11 protein-coding genes and 1 tRNA gene are annotated in these 13,974 nt (G+C 60.4%); 11 read left to right on the top strand and 1 reads right to left on the bottom strand.

All coding sequences use genetic code 11. The features are described 5' to 3' along the window. Positions 1–212: 212 nt before the first annotated feature. The 11 genes from NZ585_11390 (at position 213) to purS (ending at position 11,600) form a co-directional block, all read left to right on the top strand. Positions 213–4,436, top strand: a complete 4,224-nt coding sequence (locus tag NZ585_11390; GenBank protein ID MCS7080632.1) for a protein kinase — start codon at positions 213–215, stop codon at positions 4,434–4,436. Between the two features lie 111 nt (positions 4,437–4,547). Beyond that, positions 4,548–5,207: an HAD family phosphatase gene (locus NZ585_11385; protein MCS7080631.1), complete on the top strand. Its 660-nt coding sequence runs from the start codon at positions 4,548–4,550 to the stop codon at positions 5,205–5,207. 42 nt (positions 5,208–5,249) lie between these two features. Beyond that, the gene (locus NZ585_11380) at positions 5,250–6,776 is read left to right on the top strand and encodes a glycosyltransferase family 39 protein (GenBank protein ID MCS7080630.1); all 1,527 of its coding nucleotides are present in this window, start codon (positions 5,250–5,252) and stop codon (positions 6,774–6,776) included. Between the two features lie 200 nt (positions 6,777–6,976). Next, positions 6,977–7,858 (top strand): 4-(cytidine 5'-diphospho)-2-C-methyl-D-erythritol kinase, encoded by an 882-nt coding sequence (gene ispE / locus NZ585_11375; GenBank protein ID MCS7080629.1) that lies wholly within the window; start codon positions 6,977–6,979, stop codon positions 7,856–7,858. A 45-nt stretch (positions 7,859–7,903) separates the two neighbouring features. Beyond that, positions 7,904–7,977 (top strand) — tRNA-Gln (locus NZ585_11370). A 91-nt stretch (positions 7,978–8,068) separates the two neighbouring features. Beyond that, on the top strand, positions 8,069–9,004 hold the full coding sequence (locus NZ585_11365) for a ribose-phosphate pyrophosphokinase (GenBank protein MCS7080628.1): 936 nt from the start codon (positions 8,069–8,071) through the stop codon (positions 9,002–9,004). Between the two features lie 36 nt (positions 9,005–9,040). After that, the gene (locus tag NZ585_11360; protein ID MCS7080627.1) at positions 9,041–9,658 is read left to right on the top strand and encodes a 50S ribosomal protein L25; all 618 of its coding nucleotides are present in this window, start codon (positions 9,041–9,043) and stop codon (positions 9,656–9,658) included. Between the two features lie 7 nt (positions 9,659–9,665). Next, on the top strand, positions 9,666–10,229 hold the full coding sequence (gene pth / locus NZ585_11355; protein ID MCS7080626.1) for an aminoacyl-tRNA hydrolase: 564 nt from the start codon (positions 9,666–9,668) through the stop codon (positions 10,227–10,229). 106 nt (positions 10,230–10,335) lie between these two features. Further along, positions 10,336–10,758 carry a 30S ribosomal protein S6 gene (gene rpsF / locus NZ585_11350; protein ID MCS7080625.1) on the top strand — a complete coding sequence of 141 codons (423 nt, stop codon included), beginning with the start codon at positions 10,336–10,338 and terminating at the stop codon, positions 10,756–10,758. Positions 10,759–10,774: 16 nt separating this feature from the next. After that, complete coding sequence (gene rplI / locus NZ585_11345; protein ID MCS7080624.1) at positions 10,775–11,305, top strand: 50S ribosomal protein L9; 531 nt, start codon at positions 10,775–10,777, stop codon at positions 11,303–11,305. Between the two features lie 31 nt (positions 11,306–11,336). Beyond that, positions 11,337–11,600, top strand: coding sequence for a phosphoribosylformylglycinamidine synthase subunit PurS (purS, locus tag NZ585_11340; protein MCS7080623.1), 264 nt, complete (start codon positions 11,337–11,339; stop codon positions 11,598–11,600). 100 nt (positions 11,601–11,700) lie between these two features. Here purS and NZ585_11335 read toward each other — a convergent pair whose 3' ends face one another. After that, on the bottom strand, positions 11,701–13,815 hold the full coding sequence (locus tag NZ585_11335) for an AAA family ATPase (protein ID MCS7080622.1): 2,115 nt from the start codon (positions 13,813–13,815) through the stop codon (positions 11,701–11,703). Positions 13,816–13,974 lie beyond the last annotated feature (159 nt).

Raw genomic sequence — 13,974 nt, 5'->3', positions numbered from 1 at the left:
AAGGTGATATTACGCACCTTCACTTGTACGTCAATCTTCGCTCCGAAGGTCAATGCCGCCGAGCGCCAACCATTGCTTGACTTCGCCTCACGTCGGCACATACCGTTTAGTGGCACGCAGACGCCTGTTTCAACGAACCCTACGACTCGGTTTTTCTATGGTGATCGTCTACATTGCAGATGTAGATGGTCACGTCATCAGCCGCACGCAGCATGACTGAACACGAGTCGCCGCCGACAACTGCTACGGCCGAGGACCAAACCGACCCACTTCTGGGCATGACCGTAGACGGCAAGTACCGCATTGAGCGTGTCCTTGGCGTCGGCGGCATGGCGACAGTCTATGCAGCGACGCGGCTGCAAATCGGCGATACGGCGGCGATTAAGGTGCTGACGCCGGAATCGCGGGCTATTCCGTTGGCGGTGGCGCGCTTTCAGCGTGAAGTACGCGCTGCGGCCCGCATCAAACACCCCAACGTTGTCACGATTTACGATTTCGGGACGCTGCCGGACGGTCGCGCCTACATGGTGATGGAATACATCACTGGCGAGTCGCTGCGGGATGAACTCAAGCGCGTTGGTCGCCTCAGCCCGGAGCGGGCCGTCGCCATTATGACCAGCGTGTGCGCGGCTATCCACGCCGCCCATCAGGAGGGCATCCTGCACCGTGATCTCAAGCCGGAGAACATCATGCTGGCCCGGATGCGGGACGGTTCGGAGGTGGTCAAAGTCGTAGATTTCGGCGTCGCCGAGCTGCACGAACAAGCAGCCGCTTCCGCTATGACCAAGTTGACCGAGCACGGCTTGATGGTCGGCACGCCGCACTACATGTCGCCGGAGCAGTGCCGGAGCGAGCCGCTTGACCCGCGGTCGGATGTGTACAGCCTGGGCATTATCCTCTACGAGCTGTTGACAGGAACTGTGCCTTTCAACGCACGCACGGTCTCGGCGGTCATCATTCAGCAGGCGACGGAAACGCCACGCCGACCGCGCGACCTCAACCCTGACCTGAGCTGGGCGCTGGAACACGTCGTGATGCGGGCGCTAGAAAAAGATCCGGCGCGCCGTCCGCAAACCGCCGCTGAGCTTGCGCAGGATTTGAGTCTATCGCTGACAAATACGCGCCCACTGGCTTCAGGCGCGCGTCCAAGCGGTGCGCTGCGTTTGACCAGTTCACCGGGCGGCTTTGTCCCACCGCCAACCCACGAAATGAGCGGCTTTGCGGCGCCGCCGACCCGCGAGATGACCGGGCCGCTCACGCCGCCGACCAGCGGGGGCGCCGCCGACCACCCGTCGCTTCGCAACGTTGTTGTGCGCCGGTCGGGAACGCTTCGGTATGACAGTCTGACTGGCATTCGCAACTTGACCTTTCTCAAGCAGGAGGTGGAAAGCCTGGTCGCCGCACGCCGGACGGCTTCCCTGCTGCTGGTCGGCGTAGACGGCATGAAAGCCTACAATGAACGGTTCGGCTACGCTGTGGGGGACAATCTCCTGCGCGAGTTGGCGCACTGGCTGCGCGAGCATGTCGGCGAGTTAGGGGTTGTCGCACGTCTCGGCGGCGACGAGTTCGCCATTCTGTTGCCGGGGAGCACAGCGCCCGATGCCATTGTGTTCGCCGACCGCATGATCCAGCAGTTGGCGACGCAGCGCTTTCTACGCGCTGAGGTGCCGGGCGGCGTCACCGTACAGGTCACAATCGCCGTCGTTGTTTCACCTGACGACGCCACAACGGGCGTGGGCTTACTTGATGCGGGTGGGCAGGCGCTGGCTGTCGCCAAACAGCGCGCGCCGGGCCGGGTCTACCGGCAGGGTGTGGATGAAGCGGCGCTGCAGACTCACCCGAACTTCAACGCCTTTGTTGGGCGGACGGCCGAACTACATAAACTGCACGAAATGTATGACCGGACGGTGGCCGGACGCGGGCAGCCTGTGCTGGTGCTAGGGCCGACTGGCATTGGCAAAACCCGCCTGCTTCACGAGTTCCGGCGGCGGCTTGCTGGCTTTGAGGTGACGTTTCTCAGCATGCCCTTCTACGAGGCTGGGCAGGGCACGCCGTACAAGTCGTTTTACGACAGTCTGCGCGGGACGTTGCAGTTACTGCTTGAAGCGCATGAGCCAGCCGAGTTGCAGCAAATGTTCGGGCCGCTGGCGGAACGTGTGGCGCTTGAATTCGCCACCGAGGATGGTTTCCTCCATTTCTGCGACGCTGTCCAGTCTGAAAATCAGCATGAACGCTTTTTAGCGTTTGACTACCTCGTAGCGCTCTATACGGCGCTGGCGCATCGGCAAGTCACCATTTTGTGTGTGGACGACGCGCACTTCGCCGACGAACTCAGTCTGGACATGCTGGCCTATTTGGCGCGCTCGATGTCGGGTTTGCGGCTGATGTTGGTGTTGACGGCGCGGACGGAATCGCTGACCGAACAGCATCCGCTGCGCCACTGGATGCGCGCCGTCAATCAGTCGGTCGGATTTGAGTCTCTGACGCTAGAGCCGCTATCGCTGGAAGACGCGACAGCCCTTGTGTACGCGACCTTTCCTAAGGTGAAGGTCGCGCCCGCCACGGTTGCGCGTCTTCACGCGGAAACACGCGGCAATCCCTTCTTTCTGGCGGAAATTCTGCGTCATTTAGCGCAGTGCCAGCATGTTCGATGGCAGGACGATGGTTGGGTGTTTCCACCGCTGACGGATGTTTCCCTGCCGCCGTCGGTGATTGAGGTGGTGGAGGCGACGTTTTCTCGACTGTCACCGGCGGCGCTGGAGCTTCTGTCGCAGGCGGCCGTCATCGGGATGGACTTTACTTTTGACTTACTGCTGGCGGTGACGGAACGCCCGGAGCGCGAGGTGCTCGCCGCCGTCGAAGAGGGTCTGGCGCAGGGCATCATCACCGAGTTGACGGACGCGGAAGAGGACAGTTACCGCTTTCGGCACGGTACGGTACAGAAAGTGCTCTACAACCGGCTCAATCGCCGTCGTCGCCGAACGACGCACGCCGCCGTCGGCCACGCCTTGGAGCGGGCGGCCACAGCGACAGGGCGCGGCGGGCGGCTGGCCGGTGAACTCGCCTACCATTTCCATCAGGCCGCCGAACACCTTCCAACCCTGCGGTACGCTGCCGCCGCCGGCGCTCAGGCTTGGCGCAGCTGGGCGATTGACGAGGCGCTCAAGTACTTCGGCTGGGCCGAAGAAGCCGAACGGCGCTTGAACATTCTCGTAGATGTGATCTTCGACGAAAAAGAGGCGTCGTTTGACAACGTGCCGGTGGAGCAACTGCGCCTGCTGACCGACTTCAACCTCAACTACGGGCAACTCCTCGTCCACATTGGGCGACTGGATGAGGCTGAAAAGAAGCTTCAGCTTGCGCAGACGCTGGCGCGGCCGTCGCAGGACGAGCACCTGCGCGGTCGCACGCTGGCGGCGCTTGGTGAGTTGTGTGAGGCGCGCAGCGAGTATTCCTCGGCTTTGTTGTACTGCCATCAGGCGCTTGAGGTGTTGCGTCGCACAGGCGACAAGCGTGCCGAGGCGCGCACCATGGCGGTGATTGGTACCCTGTACGGCCGCCTTGGGCAGTTCACACGGGCGGCGGATTCGCTTGATAAGGCGCTGACGTTGGGACGCGCCATCCGGGATCGGCAGGTGGAAGCGCTGGCGCTGCGCGAAGGCGCGTTTGTCCGCGCCCGGCAGGGTGAGTTCGCTAAAGCGATGGCGCTGGCTCAGGAAGGGATAGCCGCCGCCGAACGGCTGGCCGATCCTTTAGGCGCTTCCATCGCCACCAGCATCATGGGGGTTGTACTCCGGTTGCAGGGCGAGTATGAAGCCGCCATTGAACGCTTCCAGCGGGCGCGTCAGTTGACGCAGGACCTCAATCGCCCGCGCAGCGAGTGCATTGAACGCATCAACATTGCAGAGTGCTTGGTTCGGCTGGGCGACCTCTCGCAGGCGCTTGAGCAGGGTCAGGCGGCGCTGGACATTGCTCTGCGCATTGGCAACCGTCAACTGGAAGGGCTAGCGACGTTGTGCATTGGGTATGCCTACCGACAGCGTGAGGAACTTGGGGCGGCCGTAGTGTGTTTTCAGTCCGCCCATAAGCTGTTGTCGGCGATCAGCGACCGCGCCGCCGAGTGCGACGCTTTGCTGGCGTTGGCGGATTGGCACTGTCTGGATCGGCATCCGGTTGAGGCGCTGGAGCTGGTGCAGCAGGCGGCGACGGTACTGCCGGACGCGACGGCGCGGCCTTGGCAGTGGCGTATTGCTGTGATGTCAGCCCGCTGTCACCGGCTGCTGCGCCAAATGGATGTGGCGCGCGCTGATTTGGCCAAGGCGCGTGCTGTCATCGAAGACCTTCAAGCGAACCTTAGTCCAACGGTCAATCCCCGCCACTTCGCGCGGGTCATCGAGCCGTTCCACGCGGAGTGGCGGGAAACGTATGGAGAATAAGACGCTTTCGGCGCCTGGCTTGTGGAAAGCAACTGTTGGCTCGTTTTGGTTGCCCGGCGGCGGACGCGCCAAAACGCTCGCCGGCCCGCCCTGTCTGGCGACTGGTCGGCAATGAAACTGAGTGATTTCGCCGCCATCATCTTTGACATGGACGGCCTCCTCATAGACACGGAAAGCCTTTACTGCCGGTCGTGGCAACGTGCCGCCGCCGACTGCGGCTTCACCATTACCCCAACCTTTTACGGTCGGCTCGTTGGTCGTTCGCGCGCCGACGCCCTGCAAATTGTCCTCGACCATTTCGGCGACAGCGTTCCAATGCCGGCTTTTCATGAGCGTGTCCTCTACTACGAAAATGTTTACTTTGCCGAAGAGCCCATCCCGGTGAAGCCGGGTGTGTGGGAGATGCTGGCCAAAGTGGACGAACTCCGTTTGCCCAAGGCGCTGGCGACATCAACCCAGCGTCCGGCGGCCAAGGCGCGTCTGGCGCGTACTGGCCTTGACCGGCGTTTTCCTGTGACCGTCACCGGCGATGAAGCGGCCCGTCCGAAGCCGTCGCCGGATATCTACCTTGTCGCCTGCGCCAAGCTCGGTGTTGCGCCGGAACGGGTGTTGGCGTTTGAAGACTCCGATCCGGGTGTGTCCGCCGCCCATGCGGCCGGCGTAACAGTGGTGATGATCCCTGACTTCAAAGCGCCGTCCAGAGAGGCTCAGCAGCTTGCAGCGCGAATTTTTCCATCGTTGACAGAAGCCTTGCTCCACCTCGCCCCGTAACGCCGAACATTCTGCTGAAAGCCGCTTTTTCGCGCACTCGTCATGCCGACCGTCGCTGCTCCATCAACGCTATCGTGGCAACAGGAGGTCGGGCTGGGGTTGCTTGGCCTATGCGGCACCGGCGCGCTCTGGTTGACCCTTTCGCGCCATGGCGTCGGACTGTCGCCAGATTCCGTCAGCTACTTGGCGGTTGCACAGCATATCCTCGAAGGCGCAGGCCTGACTTCTTATCACGGTGAACCTCTCGTCTCACAACCACCTTTGTACCCATTTGTGCTGGCGGGATTGATGCGTCTCTTCAACTTGGACGGCGTCGCTGCCGCGCTCTTTCTCAACTTGATGCTTTATGCTGCCGTCATCTACCTCGCTGGAACAGCATCCTTCTCAGTAACCAATTCATTCGGCTTATCAATTCTAACCTGTCTTTCAGTTATAGCTAGTGTACCAATATTTTGGGTGTCAGTTTTTGCATGGAGTGAACTGCTTTTCATTTTTCTCTTAATGATTCATCTAAATCTCATCAACAACTTTGCTATAAACAGGAAAGCTAAGTACCTATTCCTAAGTGCAATCATTACAGGATGCTCATGCCTAACTCGCTACGCTGGAGTTACTGTTATCATTTCCAGCATCATTCTCCTTCTTCTTCTTCACATAAAGAACCTGAAAGTAGGTTTCGCACGATGTTGCATCTTTTTCTTAGTTTCATCGCTGCCCATTGGTTTGTGGATCATAAGAAACTATGTTGTCTCTGGTACGTTTTTAGGTCCTCGGATGGCTTCTGTGCTAACTCCTCACCAAGTTCTCATTTTGTTTGGGGATGTACTTCTTGATTGTTTTTTCTACCCATCTGCAAAGTTGAGCAAGGTTACTTGGATCATTTTTTCATCATTGGTGCTTACCGCCTTTTTCTTTTTCCTAGGCGCTTATCTTTACCAAAGCTTGCAGAAGAAAATGTTTGAACTTACCTACACTCCCATCTTTATCATTGTATATTCCACTTTTATCATCCTTTCAGCTGTTTGTGTTTTGTATGATCCCATTGACCATCGCCTGCTGTCTCCGATCTTTATCCCGCTTGTAATCGCTGTACTGTGCTTCTTTTCCCAATTCCTGCACTTCAGTGTACGTAAAGAATCGCCCCGCCATTACAGGCGGTTTCCGGTGGTCTTCGGACTGATTATCTGGTTTGCATACCCAGCCGTCGCTACGACGACGCTGGCGATTGAGGCCCACCACAACGGACAGGGCTATCAGGCTGTCCACTGGCGGCGAAGCGAAACCATCCAATACATACGGCAACACCAAGCCTACTTTGCCCGCCAACCAATCTATACCAACGACCCAGAAGGGCTTTACTTCCTCGTTCACATTCAGGCAAGGCATTTGCCGTTTCAGGTGCGATCCTCTTGGCCGGAGTCCGGACAAGCCTACTTGGTGCGATTCAAGCACGCCTATCTTGGTGAGTCGCTGAATCGAGTCGAACAGCTCAAAAGCGTCGCCGAAATCACCTCCCTAGTAAAACTTGCGGACGGTGAAATTTATTTTGTGAAGCGTAGGAATCCCTAGACGAATGCCATCGCAGCGAACGGCAGTTAGGCCAAACGCCTCCGACTGGCGCTGATTCTTAGCAGGCTGCTGATAGCGCGCTCAACTCTGCGCAGGGCGCAAGCCAGCTTGCTTGGTGTACGCCGCAGCGGCCTGTAGCATTCGTGCGCCGATAACGATGTCGCCGACCTTACAAAGCAAGCTGCTTCATTGCTGGGCCAATGCCGACTGTTTTTCCCGCTTTCGCCAAAATCAACCTGTCGCTGGAAGTTATTGGGCGTCGTCCCGACGGCTACCACGAACTGCGAACGGTTTTTCAGACCATAGACCTGCACGACCGCCTCGAAATCGAGGCGACGGCGACGCCGGGCATTCACCTGACCTGTGACGACCCGACGCTGGTATGTGATGAACGTAATCTTGTCGTACGCGCTGCCCAGGCGCTCCAAGCCGCTGGGCAGACGCGGCAGGGTGCACGCATCCACCTTCAGAAACGCATCCCAATGCAAGCTGGCTTAGGTGGCGGCAGCAGCGACGCCGCTGTGACGTTGCTTGCCTTGCGGCAATTGTGGGCGGTCAACGTCTCCGACGCAGAACTGCACCACATCGCAACGCAACTCGGCGCTGATGTCCCCTTTTTCCTTGTTGGGGGAACGGCGCTGGGCTTAGGACGTGGTGATCTGATTCATCCGCTGCCGGATGCCGAGTTGCCGTCGATCGTGCTTATCCATCCCAATGTGTCAGTACCGACCGGGCCGGTGTTTCGGCGACTCAACGCAGGGTTGACAACCGCCGCCGCCGTTCGTACACTGGCGGCTTCCTCGCAGGCCGACGTGGATTGGCGGCAAGCGGGGAATGACCTCGAAGCTGTCGTCTTTGAAGACTTTTCCGTGGTGCGCGAAGCGCGTGACCGACTTCGTGCATGGGGCGCGTCGGTGGCGCGGATGTCAGGCAGCGGCGGTGTGGTCTTCGGGTTGTTCGCAGACGCAGCGACGAGTGAAGCGGCGCGACAAGCAGGCACAAACGCCGGATGGCGATGTTGGGTCTGTCGCGCTGTCGGACGTGAAGCCTACACGCAGCGCCTTCTCGGGTCAAAAATGTGACTTGCCTGATGGTGCGGTGTTAGGGCTATAATGAGAGCGATTTGTTGGCAGATCGTCCAATGGTAGGACAAGCGCCTTTGGAGCGCTGAATCAAGGTTCGAGTCCTTGTCTGCCAGCCACATTTTCGGTGATGTGTGATGTGCGACGCCCTGCTCCCGGCAGAGTAGGGCGTCGCATTTGTTCGTCCGTGGGGAACGAGGTCAACCGATCATGAGCGGGATGCGCGTGTTTTGCGGCAACGCCAATCGTCCCCTAGCGGAGGAAATCTGCCGCTACCTCGGCATCCAACTCGGCGACGCCAACACCACCCGCTTCAGCGACGGCGAGTTCAACTACCAAATCAACGAAAACGTACGCGGGGCGGATGTCTTTATCGTTCAGCCCACCTGTCCGCCGGTGGACAGCCACGTCGTCGAGCTGCTCATTATGCTTGACGCCTTTCGGCGCTCATCGGCGGAGCGCATTACGGCTGTTATTCCCTATTTCGGCTACGCCCGCAAAGACCGGAAGGATCGGCCGCGCGTCCCAATCTCGGCTAAGGTCATGGCGAACATCATCACCACCGCCGGCGCGACGCGCGTACTAACGATGGATTTGCACGCCGGTCAAATTCAGGGTTTTTTTGACATTCCGGTGGATCACCTCTACGCCGCGCCGGTGCTTCTCGATTACTTCGCCAAGAAAAAACTGGACAACCTCGTGGTGGTCGCCCCTGACGCAGGCGGCGTCGAACGCGCGCGCGCCTATGCCAAACGCCTCGATGCGGACTTGGCGCTGGCCGACAAACGCCGTGACAAGGAGCGGGCCAATACCGTTGAAGTGATGAACATCGTCGGGAACGTTGCCGGGCGACCGGCGCTGATCGTGGACGACATGGTGGATACCGCCGGCTCGCTCACGCAGGTGGCGCAGGCCATCGCCGACAAAGGCGCAACGGCCGTTTACGCCTGCTGCACGCACGCCGTCCTCTCTGGGCCGGCGCTGGAACGCATCGCCCAATCGCCGATTGAGGAACTCGTCGTCACCAATACGATTCCACACACAAACCTTCCGCCCAAGATTCGCGTGCTAAGCGTGGCCGGCCTGCTGGCCGAAGCGATTCGTTCCATTCACACGGCGACATCGGTGAGCCGGCTCTTTGTATGAATTTGTCAGTGCGGAAGAAAGGTCATTATAGGTCGTATGATTGCAGAAACCGTGATTGAGGTACAGCCGCGCCTGAAACTTGGCTCGAACGAGGCGCGTCGCAACCGGCGGGCGGGCGCAATTCCGGTCAATGTCTATGGGCGCAAAAAGCCGTCATTCAACGGCTTGGTGGATCGCAAAGCGTTCATGGCTTTTGTGCGAACAGGGATTAGTCGGGCGACGGTGTTCAACATCAAGCTGCCGGAAGAAGGCCTGGTGCCGGTCATCATTCGGGAAGTGCAAACCCATCCCGTACGCGGTACCATCGAGCATTTGGATTTTCTCCGTGTCGCCATGGATGAGCCGGTCAAAACGCCCGTACCGATTCGCCTGCAGGGTGAACCGCTGGGTGTCCGCCAAGGTGCAGTGTTGCAGCGAGGGGTACGGACGCTGACCATCAAGTGCCTGACATCGCAACTGCCCAAGGAGCTTGTTGTGGACATCACCGACTTGAAAATTGGCGGGCGGGTGTACGCGCAGGACGTGCCGTTGCCGGAAGGCGCGCAGTTGCTGTCGCCGCCGACGCAACTGGTCGCCTCGCTGGTCGGGACGCGCGCCTCGGCCGAAGCCGCCGCCGCCGCTGCTGGTGAAGCGCCGAAGAAGGGCAAGAAGTAGTCCGCCCGTGAAGTGTGTCGTGGGCCTCGGGAATCCCGGCGCAACCTATGCCATGACGCGCCACAACATCGGCTTTCTGGTGGTGGACGTGCTGGCTGAACGCGCCGGTCGGTCAATCGGGCTGGCCGAGTGTGAGGCGTTGACGGGAAGGATTGTGGTCGGCGGCGAAGCGGTGTTGCTGGTCAAGCCGCAGACCTACATGAACGCATCGGGACAGGCGGTAGCGCCGCTGTGCGCCAAATACGGCGTCAACCCACAGCAGGATTTGCTGGCCGTGGTGGACGACGTAGCGCTGCCGTTTGGTCGGCTGCGCTTACGCGGTAAGGGTAGTTCGGGCGGCCACAACGGCTTGAAGTCGTTGGCGGAGAAGCTCAAGACGGAACACTACGCCCGCCTGCGCATCGGCATTCGCCCAGAACATCCCATCCACGACTTGGCTGCCTTTGTGCTGAGCAATTTTTCGGCGGCCGAACGGTCGGCGCTGCCGGAGTTGACAGCGCGCGCCGCCGACGCCGTTGAAGCGTGGGTCCAGTATGGACTTGAACCGACCATGGCGCGGTTCAACACCTGACCCGCCCTCCAAACCGCCGGCGTTGCCGTTTACGCCGGCTATCCCTTGCTTCCGCTACAGGTGCGGAGGCGTCAGTCCGACGGACTGAGTCCGAAAGGAGTTATCCGTGAACACGAAGCGTGATCGTTTGTATGAAGTGATGTTTGTGCTTGACCCCGATCTGACGGAGGAAGAAACCGACAAGATCATTGAATCGCTTTCCGAACAGGTCAGCAGCCACGGCGGACTGGTCAACAAAGTTGAAAAGATTGGCCGCCAACGGCTGGCCTACATGATCCGTAAGGGAAGCCGTAAATTCCACGAAGGTTTTTATGTTCTGCTCCATATCAACGGCACAGGGCGAGAAATCGCCGAGACCGAACGCCGCCTGCGGGTGCTCGATCCAGTCATTCGCTTTCTGACGGTACGGGTGGACGAGGACCTCAAGCGGGCGGCGAAAATCAAGGCGCGCCGCGAACGGCGAATGGCAGCGCGCGCGGCGCAACAGGCGGCGGCGACCAACGGCGCAGAGCCGGAAGGCGAAGCCTGATGGAGGTGAACCTGCAATGGCGATGATGGAACTCCTGTTGAAGGAAGACGTCGAACACCTTGGCGTCCGGGGCGACATTGTGAAGGTACGGGCCGGCTACGGACGCAACTACTTGATTCCCAAGGGATTGGCTTTGATGGCGACGCGCGCCAACGTGAAGCTGATTGAGCGGGAGCGGCAGCGGCTCGTCAAACTGGCGCAGGCGGAACTGGCGGCGGCGCAGTCGCTTGGCGAGCAACTGTCCGCCCTGACGCTGACGTTCCAACGCAAGGCTGGCGAACACGGAACGCTCTATGGCTCAGTAACCTCGATGGATATTGCCGAAGAGCTGGCCTCCCGCCAACTTAGCGTTGAGCGGCGGCGAATTATGCTCAAAGAGCCGATTAAGGCGCTTGGTGAGTATGAAGTGCCGGTCAAGTTGCACCGCGACGTAACAGTGACGCTCAAGGTCGTGGTCGTCTCCGACGCGCCGCCGGCCGAAAAGCCAGCCGCTTCCTCGAAGCCGGAAAAGTCGGCGGTGCCGGCGGCGGAAACGTTAGCCGAGTAGTCGGCGCGGACTGGTAGGTGGAAGCGTCGCTATGAAAGCTACAGTACACGTGACGCTCAAGCCGGGCGTCCTCGACCCACAGGGGCAAACGATTCAGCGCGCAAGCGAAGCGATTGGCTTTACGCGCATCGCCGACGTGCGGCAGGGGAAGTTCTTCGAGGTCGAAGTCGCTGCCGACGGTGATTTGGAAGCTGCTCGCGCCGAGTTGGAACGCTTTGCGCGCGAGGTGCTGGCCAATCCCGTCATTGAGGATTACCGGATCGAGTTCCCGGCCGCCGCCTCAACTGGTTCATAGGCGGACGCCGTCATTTGGGTAAATGGGACTCGCGGTCGCCACGGCAGACTGAACCGCTCGTTTCCAGGGTAGGCGCTGGCGGGCGATTTTTCCACCCGACTTACCCGACGGTGGCGACCTCCACTGAGGACGGCGCCGCGGTGCGGCCGTCCGTTTGGTTTTTCGCTAGGGCGACGCCGACGAGTGACAGGGCGTAGCGAAAGTCTTCATACGTGACGCAGCGTTGTTCGCCGTCCGCTTCCAAACAGCGCAGAAAGGCCGCACGCGCGGCAACCTGACAGATTTCCTCAATATCCGCGCCGGATTTGCCGACCGTCGCCTCCGCCAATGCTTCCAAACAAACTGTTTCTTCAAGCCGCATCGCCTGCGTGAACAGCGCAAAAAGCGCCCGCCGCTGTTCACGGTTTGGCAACGGGACATGAATTTTTTCCGACAGGCGACCGGCGCGCAGGATTGCCGGATCAATCAAGTCAAGGCGGTTGGTCGCCGCCAATACAAACAGGCGATCATTAGCGCGCATGCCGTCCATTTCGGCCAAGAACTGATTGACGACACGGTTGACATGCGGGGCAGCCTCTCCGGCCGCCGCCGAGCGAACGCCGAATAAGGCGTCCGCTTCGTCGAAGAAGAGGATGCTAGGACGGTTGGCGCGCGCCCGCTGGAATAGTTCCGTTACGCGGCGCTCAGATTCGCCGGCCCACTTGGCGTAGATGTCGCTAGGCGTCACGGCGTAGAAGCTACACCGGGCTTCATAGGCTAGCACACGCGCCAGCGTCGTCTTGCCAGTCCCCGGCGGGCCGTACAGCACCGCGCCGCGCGGCGGCGTTAGCCCGAAGACGCGACCGGCTTCAGGGTCTTCGAGCAACTGCTGGATCAGACGGAACGTCGCCCGCACGTCGTCCGCCATCACGATGTCCGCCCACGAGCGTTTCACCCCGAAGAACCGCTCCTTCGCTTCAAACTGCGCCAGCGCCGCCGCCAAATGCTGATCCGCAATCGGCTGGTCGGCGGCGAACGCTGCCAGCGCCGCTGTATTGACCAGCCGCGCCAGATCAGCCGCCGTATAGCCGGCTGTCCGCGCGGCCCAGCGGTCGTAGTTGACCTCCCCGATGGGACGCAGGTTCAGTAAGCTTTCTAGTATGGCGCGGCGCTCCGTCACACCGGGCGGCGGCAGTATGATACGCCAGTCGAAGCGTCCCGGCCGCACCATGGCAGCTTCCAGCGCGTTCGGCTGCGATGTGGCCGCCATGAGCACCACGCCCGGCTTGGAGCGGACCTGCTCGACGTGTTGGATGAACGCCTCAAGGAAACGGCGGTGCTCAATGTTGGACTCCGTATCGCGCAGCGTCGCCGCTAGCCCGTCAAAATCGTCAAAGAACAACAGACACGGCGCGCGCTGCGCGGCTTGTTCAAAAACCTGGTGCAGGCGTTCGACGCTTTCGCCAGCCCATTTGGAAGTGACTTCACTGAGTGTCACTCGCAGCAGCGGTAGCTGAAACTCGCCCGCCGTCGCTTCGGCAAAGAATGTCTTACCGCTGCCCGGTTCGCCGACCAGCAGAATGCCGTTGAGCCGAATCCGGTAGCGCGCCGCCCGTTCCGCCTCCAGCACAATCCGCACCGCCTGCGCAATGCTCCGCTTGGCGTCGTCGTAGCCGCCGATGTCTGCAAAGGTTGGGCGGCGGCGTACAACATCGGGCGGCGGCGCTTCAACCGGCGGGCGAACTTCTTCCAGCGCCGCCCGGTAGTTTGGGTTGTTTGGTTCACGCCGGACGGCTTCCGCCAAGTGTCGCCGCGCCGCTTCAACGTCCCCCAGACGGCTGTAGGTCAATCCCAAGTTGTACTGAATCAGGCCCGGCGCTTCAGGGTACACCCGCAGAAAGGTTTCTGCCTGCGCCGCCCGCTGATAGGCCGCCAGCGCTGCCGACCAGTCTTCCAACCGGAAGAGGACATCACCAAGTTCGTTGTGGTAGGTCGCGCGGCGCGGCTCAAGCCGAATCGCCGCCTGATAGGCTTCACAGGCGGCGGTGAGATCGCCCGCCAGCGACAGGGCGTAGGCAAGGTTGGCGTGAATGATGCCGCGCTCACGTGGATAGGCGCGAGCGTACGGGTCGTGTGCGATGGCTTCACGGTAGGCGGCGATGGCCGCCGCATAGTCCCCCTGTTGAAGGTACTCATTGCCGCGTACATTGGCGGCCCGCGCTTCGGCAAGATTCATCGTCCAAGTGTTCTGTCTGCAAGTGTTCTGTTAGAAGAGACAGGGTGAAGTCGCCGCCGGTCACGGCGGGGGAAGCCTCCGGGGCGACCTCACTTCCACTATCGCATGCGCAGTCCAATGATGCGAAAAAACTCTTAGGGCATTGACCAGACGTCTTTG

This window comes from Chloracidobacterium sp. (assembly GCA_025057975.1).
Taxonomy (GTDB): Bacteria; Acidobacteriota; Blastocatellia; order Chloracidobacteriales; family Chloracidobacteriaceae; genus Chloracidobacterium.
This window is presented reverse-complemented; position numbering and strand designations above follow the sequence as displayed.

Excerpts from the sequence above, each read along its gene's own strand:
- NZ585_11390 (MCS7080632.1), top strand. The coding sequence starts at position 213 with ATGACTGAACACGAGTCGCCGCCGACAACTGCTACGGCCGAGGACCAA.
- NZ585_11385 (MCS7080631.1), top strand. The coding sequence starts at position 4,548 with ATGAAACTGAGTGATTTCGCCGCCATCATCTTTGACATGGACGGCCTC.
- NZ585_11380 (MCS7080630.1), top strand. The coding sequence starts at position 5,250 with ATGCCGACCGTCGCTGCTCCATCAACGCTATCGTGGCAACAGGAGGTC.
- ispE (MCS7080629.1), top strand. The coding sequence starts at position 6,977 with ATGCCGACTGTTTTTCCCGCTTTCGCCAAAATCAACCTGTCGCTGGAA.
- NZ585_11365 (MCS7080628.1), top strand. The coding sequence starts at position 8,069 with ATGAGCGGGATGCGCGTGTTTTGCGGCAACGCCAATCGTCCCCTAGCG.
- NZ585_11360 (MCS7080627.1), top strand. The coding sequence starts at position 9,041 with ATGATTGCAGAAACCGTGATTGAGGTACAGCCGCGCCTGAAACTTGGC.
- rplI (MCS7080624.1), top strand. The coding sequence starts at position 10,775 with ATGGCGATGATGGAACTCCTGTTGAAGGAAGACGTCGAACACCTTGGC.
- purS (MCS7080623.1), top strand. The coding sequence starts at position 11,337 with ATGAAAGCTACAGTACACGTGACGCTCAAGCCGGGCGTCCTCGACCCA.
- NZ585_11335 (MCS7080622.1), bottom strand. The coding sequence starts at position 13,815 with ATGAATCTTGCCGAAGCGCGGGCCGCCAATGTACGCGGCAATGAGTAC.